General features: G+C 41.6%; 15 protein-coding genes and 3 tRNA genes. 8 read left to right on the top strand and 10 right to left on the bottom strand.

Features of this window, described 5'->3' with window-relative positions:
- Window positions 1-157: 157 nt before the first annotated feature.
- The 5 genes from H6541_08590 to H6541_08570 all read left to right on the top strand — a co-directional run bounded on the left by H6541_08590 (window position 158) and on the right by H6541_08570 (window position 3,547).
- Entirely contained in the window at window positions 158-907 is a 750-nt protein-coding gene (locus tag H6541_08590) for a response regulator transcription factor (GenBank protein MCB9015835.1), read from the top strand.
- 269 nt (window positions 908-1,176) lie between these two features.
- Complete coding sequence (locus tag H6541_08585; GenBank protein ID MCB9015834.1) at window positions 1,177-1,497, top strand: hypothetical protein; 321 nt, start codon at window positions 1,177-1,179, stop codon at window positions 1,495-1,497.
- Between the two features lie 171 nt (window positions 1,498-1,668).
- Entirely contained in the window at window positions 1,669-1,914 is a 246-nt protein-coding gene (locus tag H6541_08580; GenBank protein ID MCB9015833.1) for a hypothetical protein, read from the top strand.
- Between the two features lie 24 nt (window positions 1,915-1,938).
- Window positions 1,939-2,235 carry a hypothetical protein gene (locus tag H6541_08575; protein MCB9015832.1) on the top strand — a complete coding sequence of 99 codons (297 nt, stop codon included), beginning with the start codon at window positions 1,939-1,941 and terminating at the stop codon, window positions 2,233-2,235.
- A 235-nt stretch (window positions 2,236-2,470) separates the two neighbouring features.
- Window positions 2,471-3,547, top strand: coding sequence for a phosphatidylserine/phosphatidylglycerophosphate/cardiolipin synthase family protein (locus H6541_08570; GenBank protein ID MCB9015831.1), 1,077 nt, complete (start codon window positions 2,471-2,473; stop codon window positions 3,545-3,547).
- On the opposite strand, the gene H6541_08565 is transcribed toward H6541_08570, so the two are convergent.
- Window positions 3,506-4,429: a DMT family transporter gene (locus H6541_08565; protein MCB9015830.1), complete on the bottom strand. Its 924-nt coding sequence runs from the start codon at window positions 4,427-4,429 to the stop codon at window positions 3,506-3,508. The genes H6541_08570 and H6541_08565 overlap by 42 nt on opposite strands.
- A 104-nt stretch (window positions 4,430-4,533) precedes the next feature.
- Window positions 4,534-4,941 (bottom strand): Hsp20/alpha crystallin family protein, encoded by a 408-nt coding sequence (locus H6541_08560; GenBank protein ID MCB9015829.1) that lies wholly within the window; start codon window positions 4,939-4,941, stop codon window positions 4,534-4,536.
- 273 nt (window positions 4,942-5,214) lie between these two features.
- Here H6541_08560 and H6541_08555 point away from each other — a divergent pair, with 273 nt between their 5' ends.
- Window positions 5,215-6,324 (top strand): flippase-like domain-containing protein, encoded by a 1,110-nt coding sequence (locus tag H6541_08555; protein ID MCB9015828.1) that lies wholly within the window; start codon window positions 5,215-5,217, stop codon window positions 6,322-6,324.
- Window positions 6,325-6,398: 74 nt separating this feature from the next.
- Here H6541_08555 and H6541_08550 read toward each other — a convergent pair whose 3' ends face one another.
- Window positions 6,399-7,901, bottom strand: coding sequence for a glutamine synthetase (locus H6541_08550; GenBank protein MCB9015827.1), 1,503 nt, complete (start codon window positions 7,899-7,901; stop codon window positions 6,399-6,401).
- Window positions 7,902-8,115: 214 nt separating this feature from the next.
- Here H6541_08550 and H6541_08545 point away from each other — a divergent pair, with 214 nt between their 5' ends.
- Entirely contained in the window at window positions 8,116-9,171 is a 1,056-nt protein-coding gene (locus tag H6541_08545; protein MCB9015826.1) for a TerC/Alx family metal homeostasis membrane protein, read from the top strand.
- A 60-nt stretch (window positions 9,172-9,231) separates the two neighbouring features.
- Here the strand turns inward: H6541_08545 and H6541_08540 are convergent.
- The 6 genes from H6541_08540 to H6541_08515 all read right to left on the bottom strand — a co-directional run bounded on the left by H6541_08540 (window position 9,232) and on the right by H6541_08515 (window position 12,807).
- Window positions 9,232-9,304: transfer RNA gene (locus H6541_08540), tRNA-Thr, on the bottom strand.
- Window positions 9,305-9,349: 45 nt separating this feature from the next.
- Window positions 9,350-9,423, bottom strand: a tRNA-Pro gene (locus H6541_08535).
- 48 nt (window positions 9,424-9,471) lie between these two features.
- Window positions 9,472-9,547, bottom strand: a tRNA-Lys gene (locus tag H6541_08530).
- A gap of 326 nt (window positions 9,548-9,873) precedes the next feature.
- Complete coding sequence (locus tag H6541_08525; GenBank protein MCB9015825.1) at window positions 9,874-11,349, bottom strand: NAD(P)(+) transhydrogenase (Re/Si-specific) subunit beta; 1,476 nt, start codon at window positions 11,347-11,349, stop codon at window positions 9,874-9,876.
- 12 nt (window positions 11,350-11,361) lie between these two features.
- On the bottom strand, window positions 11,362-11,667 hold the full coding sequence (locus H6541_08520; GenBank protein ID MCB9015824.1) for an NAD(P) transhydrogenase subunit alpha: 306 nt from the start codon (window positions 11,665-11,667) through the stop codon (window positions 11,362-11,364).
- 12 nt (window positions 11,668-11,679) lie between these two features.
- The gene (locus H6541_08515; protein MCB9015823.1) at window positions 11,680-12,807 is read right to left on the bottom strand and encodes a Re/Si-specific NAD(P)(+) transhydrogenase subunit alpha; all 1,128 of its coding nucleotides are present in this window, start codon (window positions 12,805-12,807) and stop codon (window positions 11,680-11,682) included.
- A 311-nt stretch (window positions 12,808-13,118) separates the two neighbouring features.
- Here H6541_08515 and meaB point away from each other — a divergent pair, with 311 nt between their 5' ends.
- Window positions 13,119-14,222: a methylmalonyl Co-A mutase-associated GTPase MeaB gene (gene meaB, locus H6541_08510; GenBank protein MCB9015822.1), complete on the top strand. Its 1,104-nt coding sequence runs from the start codon at window positions 13,119-13,121 to the stop codon at window positions 14,220-14,222.
- A gap of 90 nt (window positions 14,223-14,312) precedes the next feature.
- Here the strand turns inward: meaB and H6541_08505 are convergent, their stop codons facing one another.
- Entirely contained in the window at window positions 14,313-16,451 is a 2,139-nt protein-coding gene (locus H6541_08505; protein MCB9015821.1) for a S9 family peptidase, read from the bottom strand.
- Window positions 16,452-16,457: the final 6 nt, after the last annotated feature.

Here is a 16,457-nt window from a genome sequence, read left to right as displayed (position 1 = left end):
ATGACTGTTTTTGACCTGTGAAAGAGGCCGGTAAATTAACAGTTAAACAAAAATCCGGCTTTGTTTTGTTGTTTATTACTTTTTATTATTTTGCTGATATATTTATTATTTGATTGTATTTTCATAAATTTGTTAACTAAAAAATTAAAATACGGATATGATAAGAGTGGTAGTTATAGACGATGAATCGAAATCGCGCGAAATGATTCGCGAAATTTTAAAATTGTACTGTTCGGGGGTAGAGGTTGTGGCCGAAGGCGACAGCGTGAATTCCGGTATTGCAGCCATTCAGGAATTTGAACCTGATTTGGTGCTGCTCGATATAAAAATGCCTGATGGTACAGGTTTTGATTTGTTGCGCAAAACTATGCCTGTTTCATTTCACCTTATATTTATTACCGCTTACGAAGAATATGCAATTAAAGCATTTAAATACAATGCAATAGATTATTTGACCAAACCTATAGATCCGACTGAGCTTAAAGAGTCAATAGAAAAAGCTTCGAAAACAATTGACAATGAAAATCTTAACGTTAGGCTGAAAAAGCTTCTGGAAGACTATATGCGGCCAGTGCAGCCTGAAATTGGAAAAATTGTCCTGAAAACAGCTGATACCATTCATGTTGTTGATGTAGAGAAAATTGTAAGATGTGAATCGGACAGGAATTATACAGCGTTTTATATGGAAGACAATGAGAAAATTATGATCTCAAAGTCTATTAAAGAATTTGTGGATTTTCTGGAAGAGCGTAATTTTTTCCGGCTTCATCACTCTCATATAATAAATCTAAAATTTTTAAGGAAATTTAAGAAGGAAGACTCTGTCTGTATTCTAAGCGATGGCAGTGAAATTCCGGTTTCGCATCGCCGGCGCGAAGAGTTGATGAAGCTGCTAAAAAGCTTATAGGAATTTTCATTTTTCCTACGTTTTTTGGCAATTTTATATACGCTGGATAAAAAAGTGGGTACGCTGGATAATCTTCCCCCTTTTATGCTTTTTATTTGTATAATATTGCAGTGTTCAGAAATAATTAATAGGCAGGAAATATAGGAAAGCAAAAAGTATTGAGAGAAGCAATGCTTCTTGGGGGGCTTTCCCACAGTATACGGCTGAAAAAATGTGTCTGTTATTGGTTAACATAGTTATGAAGGGCATTCAAATATGAATTACCTCACATGATAAGGGTTTCTTTAAAAATTGCATTGCTGAGCCTGTTGTTCAGCATTTGTCTCCTGAAAATGTCATTTTCTCAGGGGCAAAGAGCATATGCTGAATTCTATAAGAATACCAAGTGGAGCTTTGCTGCTGGTACTGTCGTTTATAACAAGGCAGAACTGACAACGCAATACGGTGCACTTACTTTTAAAAACAAACCAATGTCAGGGTTTAATGCGGGCGTTCTTTATAATTTTCAGGGGAGTATCAGTTTGCTAACATCTTTACATCTCCCGCTAAAAGGAGGTATTATGATTTATCAGGGAATTACCCTGGTTTAATGTTTTCGGCCGGTTTGAAAAAAGGTTAAAAAAATGTCAAAATGCTTATTGCAAAATATAAATGCACGCAGGCAGATAGTTATGAACTGAAATGTGATACATCAGGTAAATATGGTTGTTTTTGGGGTGTTGATGGTTTAAGATGTCTGCCTGTGAAAAGATTCAGCTGTTATGGAAAGAAATTATTTAGTTGTTAAAGCGCTTGGCCTGGTCAGGCAATGTCCGGCAGGCAAGAGAAATGCTACTTGTCCTTTCAGGCTGAATGCTTCGTGCCTGAGTTTAAGAGAGTCATATAATATTTTGAAGGCATACAATGTCGAAGAATTGACTAAGATCGTTGAAATGCATGAGAAATGTTTTTGCAGGAGAATTCAGGTGGATGTAATGGAAACTTCTGTTCAGGGTTTGTATAACTAATTGTTAATTTTATGTTTTAATAAGATGATGTCACCTTCAAGATTCTATAAATTTAGTGCTGATTTTATTCATGGCGGCTCGTTGCTGAGTTCCGATATTATCGAGATTGACGATACTTATATAACGATTAAGCAAAAGAAAAATCCGTTTTCGCCCATAAGGTATATCTCTATTCCACTCAGGAATGTTGTAAATGTTGAAGTGAAGAAGATTGGAGTCGGGGCATCTGTTTTTATCAAATCCTATTCGCGAAGTCAGATATTTTGCAAAGGTCTTTCTATGAAGAATGCCGACAAAATCAAGCAGCTCGTTTTGGGCTGATTTCTTGTTTTCAGCAGATTTTTTTGACTATTGATTCTTTACATTTAGCCTGATAGTTGTGCCAATAGATGAAAGTTGGTTACTCTCTGTCTGGTTTTTCTCCTGTTGTTTTTACTGTTCATGACAAATGCGCGCAAAGCCGGAGTTTTGCTGGCTTGATATTTCTTGTGATGAGAAGTAAAAGAGGTGAAGGGATTTAATATTTTTGTCATTAATTAGGTTTGACTCCATTTTTATGAATTACGACGCTGTTGAGAAAGCCCGGCTTTTTACGGATCCTGCTTTAATTTACAAAGCAATGCTTGAGGATATAGCTTCAGCTGAAAAGTTTGTTTATCTGGAAACATATAAGTTTGCTTATGATAAAAACGGAGAGAAGTTCAGGGATTTGCTTGCTGAAAAATGCCGGCAGGGCGTTCAGGTAAAAGTGTTGCTCGATTCATGGGGTACGCCTCCTTCAAATACGTTTTTCTTGCCTGTAACCAGCAATGGAGGAGAGGTTCGTTATTTTGCCAAGATAAAATTTTTTGTCGATTTTTTTACACGCAATCACCGGCGGAATCATCGCAAATTATTGATTGTAGATGATAGAATTACTTATCTGGGCTCAGCCAATATAACAGGTTATTCATTGAAATGGCGCGAATCCATGTTAAGGCTTGAAGGAACTATTTCGTCCTTATTCAGAAAGTCATTTCTGAACAGTTTTAAGCTTTACAGAAAGTATATTTTCAATAAGTTTTCGTACCGCAGGGCCATACATTTTAAAGGGTTTGAAATTCTTCAGGATTTGCCTTCAATATACAGGCAGCAGGTGAAAAGGCGCTACGAAAGCCTGATTCAAAAAGCCAAACATGAGGTTATTATTGAAACTCCTTACTTTCTCCCGGGTTTTAAATTGAGGAGACAAATGATGCTCGCTGCCCGCCGGGGGGTAAATGTTAAGGTGATTATGCCATTACACTCGGATGTGAGGTTGGTTGATTTCTTAAGGGATAAGTATATGGGTTTTTACTACAAAAATGGAATCAAGCTGCACTTTTATACCCCGGGTAATCTGCACGCAAAATGCTTGCTTATTGATAATCAGGTTTTTGCTATTGGTTCGGCAAATTTCGATTACAGAAGTTTCAGGTATCAGCATGAGATTGTGCTGGTTGGAACCGACCCAAGAATTCAGCATCTGATAAAAGCACATTTGGACGAAACCATGCTCAATTGCGAAGGATTTAATATGGAGTCATGGTTGCGCAGGCCTTTAATTCAAAAGTTATTTGGATGGCTGCTTATTCCTTTCAGGCATCTGTTTTAATGACAGCCGTTTGTTTATCATAAAAATGCCGGCAAAAACCAGAATTGCTGCCAGAATTTTGCTCGCCGAAATGGTTTCACCGTAAATGAGTATGCCCATTGCCGCTGCAATAACCGGTTGCATGTAAATATAGTATCCGGCTACTCCTGCACTGAGCGATTTTAAAGAAAAAGTGGTTAGCAAATAAGCGATAAAAGTGGTGCCAATTACAATGTAGGTAATGGCAAACCAGGCATTTGCCGTTAATTGTGCCCATTGTATGGTGTATGCAGATTTATAGCAAAAAGGGAGCATAAACAGAAATCCATAGGCAAATGACCATTTCATTACCGCTACAGCATTATACCTTGTCATCAATGGCTTTACCAATACAAGATACAGGCTGTAAGCCATAATGTTGATAAATATCAGGGAGTTGCCAAGCAGGTGGTTGTTTCCGCCGGTAGCATTTTTGCCCTGATAAATCAAAATTACGGAGCCTAATGCACCTAGCGCTATCCCTCCGATGCCTGAGATGCCGGGCCGCTCTTTGGCAATGATGGCGGAAAAAAGCATAACCATGGCGGGGCTTGCCGAATGAATCAGTGAGGTGTCAACCGGGCTTGTGTAGCTTAAGCCCCAAAAAAAGAAGGCCTGATTGATGGTAATGCCCAAAAGTCCGCATATGGCAAGCATTGCGTGGTCTTTAGGCTGAATAATTGTGGGTTTTTGAAAAAGTGAAACCAGCCAGAAAAGTGCCAGAGCTACAAGTCCTCTGCAGAAAATAATTTGCATGGGTTGCATAAAATCAGGCATGAGCCCTTTGGCAATCCAATAGCTCGCGCCAAATAGCAGGCCCGAGGTGAAAAGGCCCAAATGTGCCAGAGTGGTTTCTTTGATCATGAAAAATGTGAATAATCCGGCGCAAATGTCATGAATTTTCAGCATAAAATAAGAAAGCCGCAGAAAAGGTTTTCTGCGGCATTCTTTATTGTTTAATTCGTTGATTAAGAGATGCTAATCTCTTTCTTAATCAGGGTTTCCTGTTTTATGAGCAGGTTTATTTTAAGAATTCCGTCGCGGAAGTCAGCACTAATGGTTTCAGTGTCAATGGTTTTTGGCAAAACAAAACTGCGGTTAATGCCATTAAAACCAAATTCACGGCGTAAAAATTTGTCGTCCTTAATGTCGCGCTGTTTGGCTTCGGCTGATATTTTCAGTGTCTGCTGCTCCAGGTTGATAGAGATTTCTTCCTTGGAATATCCGGGAACAGCCAGTTCGATTACAAAGGAATCGTCTGTTTTGTAAATGTTAACTGGTGTGCCACAGCCTGATGTCTGACGGTTCTGGTTATAGAATATCTGGTCAATTACATCTGCTAATGCAGGTTGTTGGTTAAAACGAACGAGTGTCATAATATGGTTCTCCTTTTTTTTAGTTTTTGTTTTAATTTTATTGTTCTCCTCTTTTCAAGTTTAATGCCAATGCAAAAATTTGTTATTTCAGGGTTGAAAAGCGGACAAAATGGCATTATGGCTATTTTTATAATGACAATATGGCGCAAGTCTTAAATTGTGGGTTAATAATACTACTTTAGCTTAAGTAAAAATGTGACGGTTTGTTTGAAACTTAGGTTCGGTAGAACTGTTCATTGACTGGAAAGTGGCATTTGGTTTCTGATAGAAAATATGGCAAGTCATCAGCGAAAGATTCTTAATATTTTTGCTTTTCACCGGGTAATCATTCCGGTGATTATCGGATTGGCCGTTATTGGCTACATGATATACAATGATGTTTCGCACAGTGCCCTCAACTCTATTCAGATTACCTGGTATTCTGTTTCTTATTTTGTTACAGCTCTTTTGCTGGTGACTGTCAGGGATTTGGCGTATATGTATCGCATCAGATTGCTGACAGATAAAGCTTTAAGCTGGCGAAAGTCTTTTGATGTGATTTTTTTATGGGAATTTGCGTCCAGTGTTACGCCTTCGGTAGTGGGCGGGTCAGCCATAGCTATTTTTATTTTAAGCAAAGAAAAGTTGGGCACGGGGCGCTCAGCAGCCATTGTTATGGTTACTGCCCTGCTTGATGAACTGTTTTACATTCTGATGGTGCCGTTGGTTTTTGCTATTGCAGGCTTTGAAAGGTTGTCTGTGGTTGGTTCATCCTTTCATCTGTTGGGTTTCGAGGTTGGGCCGATGGGCGTTTTTTTAGCGGGCTACATCATTATTGCTTTTTTAACATTGCTTCTGAGTTATGGCGTATTTTTTCATCCTTCGGGTGTAAAATGGTTATTGATAAAAGCTACCACCCTAAAGGTGCTGCATCGTTTCCAAAATGCGGCTGAAGAAACAGGTAATCAGTTAATTGCGGCGTCTTCTGAGTTAAAGGGGAAGTCTGTCATGTTTTGGCTGAAAGCTTTTGGCTCAACTTTTTTCTCCTGGACGGCCAGGTTTTGGGTGGTTAATTTCCTGATAATGGGGTTTACTGGTGTGATGGGCGTTTCAGAGAATTTGTTGATTTATGCACGCCAGCTTATGATGTGGGTAATTATGCTGGTAAGTCCCACACCGGGAGGAAGTGGTATCGCAGAATATTTCTTCCCCGTTTTTCTTCGCGAATACATTGCAGGGCCGGCTGGAGATCTTACCACACTGGTTGCTTTTTCGTGGCGTCTTATCACATATTATCCTTATCTGATAATAGGCGCACTGGTTTTGCCTTTCTGGCTCAGAAGGGTTTTTCTTGGCAGAAAACTGATTCGTTTCAAAGGAAAGACAAAGAAAAATCCTTCATAGGGATGTTTGCATCAAGTGGTGTCAATTCACTTTGTTTCAACAGGCTATGAAGGATTCTGAATTTCTCGGACTAATTATCCGCAGTGGAAGTGGTCATTGACAAGGCCAATTATTTTTTCCTTGTTGCAATGCACCTCCTGACGAAGGTTTTCATCTTGAAAGCTGCGCAGTTTGCGTGCAATTCCATCAATAACTGCCTGGGAGAAAACGCCATACTGTTTGTAGATTTCGGCTTGTTTTTCAAGCATATCAGCCGATTCCCAACATGATACCGGTAATTTATTCAGTTCATTTAACCGATCTTTGTGATTTTCGTCAAATATATTCACATCAACGTAGGTTTTATCTGCGATTTCAAGTGCATTTTCAAGTTCAAGGCCATAGCGGGCAGCTACTGTAAGTCCGGCAAGTAGCAGATAAATATCGGCAGATCCATCCGGGCAACGGAATTCTACTGTCTGAAGCTGCGAGAAGTCTTCATTTTCAGGTTTTTCAAGTGGATTGGCATGGTATATCATCTTGTTTTCACCGGTCCATCCCAAAGGTACTCTTACAAGTACACTTCTGTTGCGATCGCCCCAGCAAATATTGGTGGGTGCTTCCTGATGCGGAACAAGCCTGAAATAAGAGGTTGGATTTGTATTGCCAAATGCTGTAAGTGAGGGTGCCAGTTCGAGGTAACCGGCTATGGCTTTGCGGGCCGTTTCACTAAGTTTGCCCTTATCAATCATTTGGTTTTTGCCGTCTTTTACCAGTTTTGTATGAATGTGCAAGCCACTTCCGGCTTTGCCAACGGTGATTTTCGGGGCAAAGGTTACCAGTACGCCATATTTGTAGGCGAGTGACCGCAATATCCATTTGGCAATCACCAGCTGGTCGGCGGCTTCTTCCAGGTTGGTGGGCATAAACTCAATTTCGTTCTGCTCATAAAGTTTTCCATCCTGTATAAAATTGCCCACTTCTGAATGGCCATATTTGATCAGGCATCCGGCTTTGGCCATGGCGGACATCGCCTCAATGCGCAGTTGTTCCCATTTGGCAAAAGGCATCGATTCATGATATCCCTTCTGGTCAACAGCCCTGAATAAATCTTCTTCTTCACTGATGATGTAGTATTCGAGTTCGCCCATTACATGGAAAGTAAGGCCGGTTTGGTCTTTTAAGGCTTTATGTGCTTTTCGCAAGATGTATTCAGGTGAACTTTCAAGTGGTTCGCCATCTTTGTTATAATAGGAGCAAAGGAAGTCTAACGAAGGGACTTCGGCAAAGGGATTTACAAAGGCTGTGCGGTAGCGGGGCACAACATAAAGATCGCTTGACCCTGCCTGTATAAATGGGAAGAGGCTTGAGCCGTCAACCCTTTCGCCTGTGGTAAGCACACTGTTAAGATGTTCTCTTGAACTGATAACAAAATTGAGCGTTTTCAGCCGTCCGTCACCTCCGGTGTACCTGAAATTAACCATCTCAATGTTATGGTCTTCGATATATTTAACAATGTCGGATTTGGTAAATTCTGCTGCCGGTTTGTTCAGGTATTGAACCAGCGGGTTGGGGTTCATTTCGGTAAAGTTAGTCATTGTAATGTCATTTTTTTTGCCTGTAATTTTCAAAACGGGCATTTATGGTTTAATGTCGGTTGAGTGTCTAAAAAGTGCTCAAAATTAGAAAGATTTTCATTGATAGTGCATAGTATTCAAAATCTTAAGATTTTACTGCAATTATACTGCTGCATCGAAGTTATCAATCGGCCCGCTTTGATTACTTTTGTGATGTTTTAGACTCTCAGATGAAATGAACGCCAACGAATTGCTCTTCTTTTCCTTGTTTATTGTGATAATAGCAGGGATATTAATGCTTGATCTTGGGGTGTTTGACAGGCGTAACCATGTGGTTCCTTTTAAAGAGGCTCTGCTTTACACATTTATTTGGGTTGGTGTTTCGCTGGGATTTTATGTTTTGCTGCTATTTCATGGTGTGTGGATTCATTTGGGTGGCGATGCTTCACTGAGGGATATACAGGGGCTTATTACCACTTATGGACATCCGGTAAATATTGAAGGTCTTGACTACGACCAGGCGGTAAGGGTTTACAATCATAATCTTGCACTCGAATTCCTGACTGGCTATCTTATCGAAAAGGCTTTATCGGTTGACAATATTTTTGTGATGATCATGGTATTTTATGCCTTTGGTGTAGAGCCACGTTATTACCGCCGTGTTCTTTTTTGGGGAATTTTGGCTGCGATTGTGCTCCGGTTTGCATTTATATTTTCAGCTTCTGCTATTATTATCCGTTTTGAATGGGTGTTGTATCTTTTTGGTATTTTGTTGATATATACAGGAGTAAAGATGTTTATTACCCGCAATGAGGATGAAAAAATTGACGTTGCTCATCACCCGGTGGTGAAATTTGCGTCCAGGCACTTTCCGGTTTACCCCACTTTTGTGCGGCATCATTTTTTTATTGTTAAAGACGGGAAGCGGTATTTAACTCCTTTACTTATAGTGTTGATGGTAATTGAATTCAGTGATTTGATTTTTGCTGTTGACTCTATTCCGGCAATTTTTTCAGTTACCAGAGACCCGTATATTGTCTTTTTCTCCAATATTTTTGCTATTCTGGGCCTCAGGGCATTGTTTTTTATTCTGGCAAATGTGATTGACTTTTTCCGTTATCTTAAAATTGGTTTGGCCTTTTTACTTGCATTTATTGGGGTAAAGATGCTTATTGCGCATTGGCTCAAAGAAATTGGATTTACCACAGCGCATTCGCTTTATTTTATTTTATTTGTTCTGGGAGTAAGTATAGTGGCTTCACTTTTGATTCCTGAAAAGAGGGGAGTCTGACAGTTATTTCAGGGTTTTGAGTTTTGGGGGCAAAAAAAAGCCGGCCAATGCCGGCATCTGAGCCACTCAGGGGACTCGAACCCCCGACCCGCGCATTACGAATGCGCTGCTCTACCAACTGAGCTAAAGTGGCAAAAAAGCCTGCCTGGAATGAAACAAGCAGGCTTTTTAATTGAAGTCGGGATGAGAGGATTCGAACCTCCGGCCTCTTCGTCCCGAACGAAGCGCGCTACCGGGCTGCGCTACATCCCGAGTTTTTCAATTTTCATTTTAAGCCGGTTGCGGAACGAAACAACCGCTTGGTCTCCCCGCCAGGATTCGAACCTGGGACCCAATGATTAAGAGTCATTTGCTCTACCAACTGAGCTACGGAGAGATTTTGTTACAGGGCTGCAAATGTACTATTCTTTTTTTATTTGAAAAAGATTTAACCCAGTATTTTGATTTCCTGAAAAAAACTTTTGAGCATGAGATTTTCTTTGTCAGATAATTGCCTGAATGACAAAGCTGTGGCTTTGCTGTCCTGTTTTTTGCAAAAACGTCATTTGTATTCTGTTTTTTTTTGTGGTTCAGTAGCTTTGAATAGGCGGCCCTGATGGATGATTTGCTGGTATTTGTTATTTTAATGGGAATATATGCCTGCAAAAAAAGCCGGCGATAACATTCATCCGCCGGCTTTGATGGTTGGTTTTAAACGAAGCCTCAGAGGCTTTTAATCTCTGCAATAAGCTTTTGCAATGTAGCTTTTGCGTCACCAAAAAGCATTCTGTTTTTCGGGTGATAAAAGAGGTTGTTGGGGATGGCCGCATAACCTGCAGCCATACTACGTTTCATCACAATAATATTTCTGGCTTCCTGTGCCTTAATAATAGGCATGCCGTAAATGGGGCTTGAAGGGTCGTCTTCGGCAGCCGGGTTTACAACATCGTTGGCACCGATGACGATAACAACGTCCGTATTGGCCATTTCGTTGTTGGCGTCTTCCATTTCAACCAGTTTTTCATAAGGCACATCTGCTTCAGCCAGCAGTACATTCATATGGCCTGGCATACGGCCGGCTACCGGATGAATGGCATATTTAACTTCCACTCCTTTGCCTGCCAGCAAAGTGTCGAGTTCGTGGCACAAATGCTGGGCCTGAGCCACTGCCAGACCATAACCGGGAACGATGTAAACTTTTTGTGAGTAACTCAACAGAACAGCGGCATCGCTGAGCGAAACCTCCTTTACCGTTTTGTCTCCGTCGTCGGGGCCACCTGCTGCACTCACTCCAAAGGCACCAATGATGACATTGAGCAAAGAGCGGTTCATGGCATTACACATGAGAATGGTGAGGATTGTACCAGACGAACCAACCAGAATACCTCCGGTGAGCATGGCTGTATTGCCATAAAGAAATCCTCCCATAGCTGCTGCAACACCTGTAAAAGAGTTGAGCAATGAGATAACCACCGGCATATCGGCTCCGCCAATCGGCATGACAAATGTAACCCCGTAAATAAGAGCGGCAACTGCAAACAGATAAATAGGCCAGTTGTTGCCTGCAACAGGTTGCATAAGCATAATAACTACCAGTGCAATAAGCAGGAGGGCAAGAAAAGTCAGATTTACGATGCGCAGAACCGGATTTTTAATATCGCCCAGACGACCATCAAGTTTAAGAAATGCTATCATACTTCCTGCAAAAGAAACACTTCCTATCATCAATCCAAGCAGAATTGCAATGGCTTCGCCGGTAAACATGTGTGCATCGCCAGCTGCTGCAAGTTCGTTTTGCATTCCCGGAAATTCCATCATGGAAATAAGCGCAGCACAAGCACCTCCCATACCGTTAAAGATGGAAACCATTTGGGGCATGGCGGTCATTTTGACTTTTACAGATGCATACCAGCCAATAAATGAGCCAATGGCGAGTGCTGCCAGAATCCAGGGGATATTGCCAATGCTTTTTACCACAGTTGTTCCGTCGGGATGAGTAATGGTGGTTTTGTGAAAAAGAATGGTAAACAGAATTGCGGCAGCCATTCCGGCTGCAGCCCACAGGTTTCCGCTTCGGGCAGTAAGAGGGTGACTTAGTTTTTTAAGTCCAAGAATAAATAAAACCGAAGCAACAAGGTAAGAGATTTCGAGAACCGAAATTTCGTAGCTGAATTCAATTATTTTTGAAATAGTTTCCATCGTTCAGCCTCCTTATTTTTTCTTTTTCTTAAACATTTCCAGCATCCTGTCTGTCACTACAAATCCTCCCACAACATTGAGAGTGCCAAGCACAACTGCCAAAAAGCCCAGGATGAGGGAAAGGGTGTTTTCGGCATGTCCCATTACGATAATGGCACCAATGATTACAACACCATGAATGGCATTACTCCCCGACATCAGCGGTGTATGAAGCACAGCAGGAACATGGGATATTACTTCTATTCCAAGGAATACCGAGAGGGTGATGATAAAAATCAGATCCTTGTATTCCAGAAAAAATTTCAGAACTTCTTCCATCTGTATATTGATTTATTTAGTGATAACTGATTTGATTCGCTCATGAACAATTTCGCCATTGTGGGTAACTGCAGTGCCTTTTACAATGTCATCTTCCCAGTTAAGGTTCATGTCTCCTTCTTTGGTAATAATAAGCTTAAGGAAATTGATCATGTTCTTGCCATACATTCGGCTGGCATCTGTTGGCATATCGGTAGGAAGTTGTGAGTTTCCAATAATTTTGATGCCATTGTGTACAATTGTTTCATCATTTTTGGTCAACTCGCAGTTGCCACCGGTTGAAGCTGCTAAATCTATGATTACAGAACCTGGTTTCATGGCTTCCACGGTTTCTTTTTTTATCAGCAGAGGTGCTTGCCGGCCAGGAATTTGAGCAGTGCAAATGATTACATCTGATTTAACCGCTTGATCGTGAATGGCTTTTGCCTGCCGTTGTTTGAATTCGTCGGTTTGTTCAACTGCATAGCCCCCGGCTGATTTGTCATCAGTAGCACCTTCAACATCAACAAACTTGCCGCCCAGTCCAACAACTTCTTCCTTAACAGCGGCTCTGACATCAAAAACATAGACAACTGCTCCTAGTTTTCGTGAGGTGGCAATTGCTTGCAAACCAGCGACTCCTGCGCCCAAAATCAGCATATTGGCCGGCTTGATGGTTCCTGCTGCGGTCATAAACATCGGAAAGAATTTTGGCAGGGTATTGGCAGCTGTAAGTACAGCCTTATAACCTGCCACTGTTGCCATCGACGACAGAATATCCATGGCCTGTGCCCGGGTAGTACGCGGTACCACATCCATGCTAAAACTGGTAATTTTTTTTGAAGCCAGTTCGTGCAGCAAATCGCCGTTGAAATAAGGATTCAGGGCAGCCATAACAACCTGTCCTTCTTTCATCATGCCTGTTTCAACTGCTGAAGGTGGCTGGATTTTCAGAATCAGCTGGGCTTCGTTAATAACTTTGGCTTTTGTTTCAATGCGCGCTCCGGCATCTTCATATTCTTTGTCGGATGCAAAAGCCGAAATACCAGCCCCCGATTCAACCAATACGGTAACATTCATTTTTACCAGAGTGGCTACACTTTCAGGGAGCATGACAACCCGGTTTTCACCAGGCATTTCTTTAAGAATTCCTATTGTCATAACAGTAGGTTTTTGGGGATTTAGATTTGTGTAAATATAAAACTTTTTCAGGCAGATTTATGATGGAGTGTTTTGTTGCTTTGTAACAAAGGTTGTTATTGACCTTGTAAAAGGCATACAAAGCAATGATCCCGGGTTTTTTATCGGAGTGGATGGTGGTTCTGAAAAGCAAATTCAGGTAATTCAAAACAGAGAAAGCCTTTGGCCGTTTTTGGTTGACTAATCCATAAACAATGCTTTTCAACGCTTGTTTGATGAGATTATATATTTTCGGCCGGAAATTATTGATAATTTTGCACAAAGTTACCGAAATGAATTTAAAGGATAAGGAAAGTCAGGATTTAAAGCCCTCAGCCTTAAGGGTTCAGGAAGGGGTGGAGCAGCCATCGTCGCTCAATGAACAGGCGATGTCGAATTTTCGAAAAAGTCATAAGAGGCTTCTCACAGTTGATGAATATCTGGAAGGTATTTTACAGTTTAACCGCACTGTTTTTAGTAAGGCTATTACTCTAATTGAGAGCTCTTTGCCTGAACATCAGGCAATTGCGCAGGAGCTTATTCTCAAATGTTTGCCTTATGCCGGAAAATCAGTCCGATTGGGTATTACAGGCGTACCTGGCGCAGGTAAGAGTACTTTTATTGAATCTTTAGGCAAGCATCTTACTGCCGGAGGGCATAAGCTGGCCGTGCTGGCCATTGATCCGAGCAGCAGCCGATCGAAGGGTAGTATACTTGGCGATAAAACACGTATGGAGGATTTGTCAACTGACCCCAATGCCTTTATCAGGCCTTCTCCATCGGCGGGCTCTTTGGGTGGCGTGGCCCGGAAAACACGTGAAACCATTATTCTTTGTGAAGCCGCTGGTTTTGATGTTATTTTTGTCGAAACTGTGGGCGTGGGTCAGTCAGAAACTGCCGTGCATTCTATGGTTGATTTCTTTTTACTGCTGATGATTTCAGGTGCCGGTGATGAATTGCAGGGTATTAAAAGGGGGATTATGGAAATGGCTGATGCTATCGCGATTAACAAGGCAGATGGTGATAATAAAACTAAGGCAGCCATCGCCTGCACGCAAATAAAAAATGCACTCCATCTCTTTCCGCTTCCTGAGTCGGGCTGGTCTCCCCCGGCTTTAACCTGTTCAGCCGTTACAGGCGAAGGTATCTCAGAAGTTTGGGAAACCATTGAGGCTTATCTTTCTTTTACCAATGCCAATCATTTTTTTGAACATAAAAGGCAAATGCAGGCGCGTCAGATCATGATTGAATTTATCGACAGGCAGTTGCACGATAACTTTTATAATGCAACTCTTATAAAGCCGGTTTTACTGGAAAAGGAAGCTCAGCTGCTAAAGGGCGAAATCAGTCCCTATCAGGCCGCAGGACAACTGCTTGATTTGTATTTTAAGAGATAGGAATATTGCATTATCAGTCATAAAAAAAAGGACACATTCAAGTGCCCTTTTTTTTAAGATTCGAATGCTTTTGTTTTGAAAATTAGTGTTTTATAAATTTAAATCGTAGTATTCTGATAATTTTCTGAATAAGTGTGCACGGTCAATGCCCCTGACATTGTGCTCATGAGTGGGATAAACAAAATAATCGACCTGCTTTTGTTTTTCAATACACCTGATAAGAAATTGCTGACTGTTTTGCCACACTACGGTATTGTCCTGGGCACCGTGAATAATCAGCAGTTTGCCTTGCAGTTTGTCAACCTGGTTGAGCAATGAAGCATGTTCATATCCTTCCGGATTTTGTTCCGGGGTATCCATGTATCTTTCACCATACATGACTTCATAATATTTCCAGTCAATAACGGGTCCGCCTGCTGTTGCAACTTTAAAAATTTCAGGGTGATTAAGCTTTAAGGTAATGGCCATAAAGCCACCGTAGCTCCATCCGTCAACGGCCATCCGTGAAGCGTCAACATAAGGAAGCGATTTCAGGTATTCCACTCCTTTCATCTGGTCGGCCATTTCGGCAACGCCAAGATTCCGGTGAATTACACTTTCAAATTCAAAACCCCGGTTAGATGAGCCCCGGTTGTCGAGCGTGAACACAATGTATCCTTTTTCGGCAAGGTAGTGCATGTATAGATTGGCGCCGTTAAGCCAATCGCCGGTAACCAGCTGGGCATGAGGCCCTCCGTATACATAAACTATCACAGGGTATTTTTTGGCCGGGTCAAAATCAGCAGGTTTTATCAGCCTGCAGTAAAGGTCTGTGTTATCGTCTGATTTGATTGTAAATACAGTTGTCTCGCCAAGTTTGTAATCTGTTAGCGGATTTACATCTTCGTGAATTGTTTTGTTTGTTTTGCCGTTGAGTGAAGCCAGAATTGTGCGGGAAGCTGTTTCGGGGTTGCTGAATCTGCTGATGAAAAATTTACCGTCTTTCCTGATGACGGGGAAGTGTACGCCCTTTTGAGTGGTGAGCCGGCTGGTTTTTCCGGACTTCAGGTTTAAATAATAAAGTTGGTTTTCTAAAGGGCTTGTAGCAGTTGATGTATAAAAAATTCCCTTTGCCTCTTCATCGAATCCGGCAAAATCAGTTACAACCCATAGGCCTGTGGTAAGTTGTTTGATAAGCTGGCCGTTTTTGTTGTACAGGTACAAATGATTATAACCGTCGCGCTGGCTCTGCCAAATAAACTGGTTGTCGTTTCCGGGAACAAAAACCATGGGATGAAGCGGTTCTACATAACGATCGTTTTGTTCTTCAAACAAGGTGCGTAAGAAATTGCCGGAATTTACATCGTATTCGTTAAGCCACATATGGTTCTGGTCGCGATTGAGTACGGCTATAAACAGGCTTTTTTCGTCGGGGCTCCAGGCAATATTTGTCAGATATTGTTCAGCAGGTGTTCCAGTTTTTACAAAAACAGTTTGTTTGTTTGCCGGATTGAAAATCCCAACAGTAACCTGATGGCTGGTCATTCCTGCCATCGGGTATTTGATATGATTGACTTTAGCCACGCGTTCGGTAACATCAACCAGTGGATAATCGGTCACCATCGTTTCGTCCATGCGATAAAACGCCAGGAGATTTCCGCGGGGCGACCAGAAAGTGCCTTTGCTGATGCCAAATTCGTTGCGGTGCACCGATTGTCCGTTTACGATACCCGGGTTTTGGTCTGTGGTAACAGCAAACTGCGATTTGCCGTCTGAAACAAACAGGTTGTTTTTTATGGTATAGGCAATAAATCGTGTTTGCGGCGCCATGTCAGCATTTTCGGCCTCTTCGTCTGTTTTATTGAAAAGGTTGAGTGTCTGGTTTGAAAAATGATAGTCAAACCATGCACTGCCGGTTGAAAAGGAAAAAGTTTCGCTGCTATTCCAAGAAATATATGGCATACGTTTGAGCTCTGGTTGCAGCAATTCTTTCATCTTTTGATTCAGGTCAGAAAGCTTCAGCAAAGTGTCTGTAAGCGTTGTGCCAGTGCTCCCCTGAAGGATGCAGTTGCTGGTTTGCCAGGTGTAAAATCCGGTGTTATCGCGCCATTGAATGTTTTGAAGCCCTGATGGGTATAACTTCCGGTTTGACATGATATCTTCGGGCACCAACATATTTTGTTGTCCGAACGATATGCCTGAAATAAGCAGTAAGAGCAGAAACAGGCTCGTTTTTTTGAAAGAGTTCATATGATA

The organism is Lentimicrobiaceae bacterium (genome assembly GCA_020636745.1).
Classification (GTDB): Bacteria; Bacteroidota; Bacteroidia; order Bacteroidales; family Lentimicrobiaceae; genus Lentimicrobium.
The sequence above is the reverse complement of the archived record's forward strand: the minus strand, read 5'-3'. Positions and strand labels throughout refer to the sequence as shown.

Coding starts and splice junctions, on each gene's coding strand:
- H6541_08590 (MCB9015835.1), top strand. CDS start 158: ATGATAAGAGTGGTAGTTATAGACGATGAATCGAAATCGCGCGAAATG.
- H6541_08585 (MCB9015834.1), top strand. CDS start 1,177: ATGATAAGGGTTTCTTTAAAAATTGCATTGCTGAGCCTGTTGTTCAGC.
- H6541_08580 (MCB9015833.1), top strand. CDS start 1,669: ATGGAAAGAAATTATTTAGTTGTTAAAGCGCTTGGCCTGGTCAGGCAA.
- H6541_08575 (MCB9015832.1), top strand. CDS start 1,939: ATGATGTCACCTTCAAGATTCTATAAATTTAGTGCTGATTTTATTCAT.
- H6541_08570 (MCB9015831.1), top strand. CDS start 2,471: ATGAATTACGACGCTGTTGAGAAAGCCCGGCTTTTTACGGATCCTGCT.
- H6541_08565 (MCB9015830.1), bottom strand. CDS start 4,429: ATGATCAAAGAAACCACTCTGGCACATTTGGGCCTTTTCACCTCGGGC.
- H6541_08560 (MCB9015829.1), bottom strand. CDS start 4,941: ATGACACTCGTTCGTTTTAACCAACAACCTGCATTAGCAGATGTAATT.
- H6541_08555 (MCB9015828.1), top strand. CDS start 5,215: ATGGCAAGTCATCAGCGAAAGATTCTTAATATTTTTGCTTTTCACCGG.
- H6541_08550 (MCB9015827.1), bottom strand. CDS start 7,901: ATGACTAACTTTACCGAAATGAACCCCAACCCGCTGGTTCAATACCTG.
- H6541_08545 (MCB9015826.1), top strand. CDS start 8,116: ATGAACGCCAACGAATTGCTCTTCTTTTCCTTGTTTATTGTGATAATA.
- H6541_08525 (MCB9015825.1), bottom strand. CDS start 11,349: ATGGAAACTATTTCAAAAATAATTGAATTCAGCTACGAAATTTCGGTT.
- H6541_08520 (MCB9015824.1), bottom strand. CDS start 11,667: ATGGAAGAAGTTCTGAAATTTTTTCTGGAATACAAGGATCTGATTTTT.
- H6541_08515 (MCB9015823.1), bottom strand. CDS start 12,807: ATGACAATAGGAATTCTTAAAGAAATGCCTGGTGAAAACCGGGTTGTC.
- meaB (MCB9015822.1), top strand. CDS start 13,119: ATGAATTTAAAGGATAAGGAAAGTCAGGATTTAAAGCCCTCAGCCTTA.
- H6541_08505 (MCB9015821.1), bottom strand. CDS start 16,451: ATGAACTCTTTCAAAAAAACGAGCCTGTTTCTGCTCTTACTGCTTATT.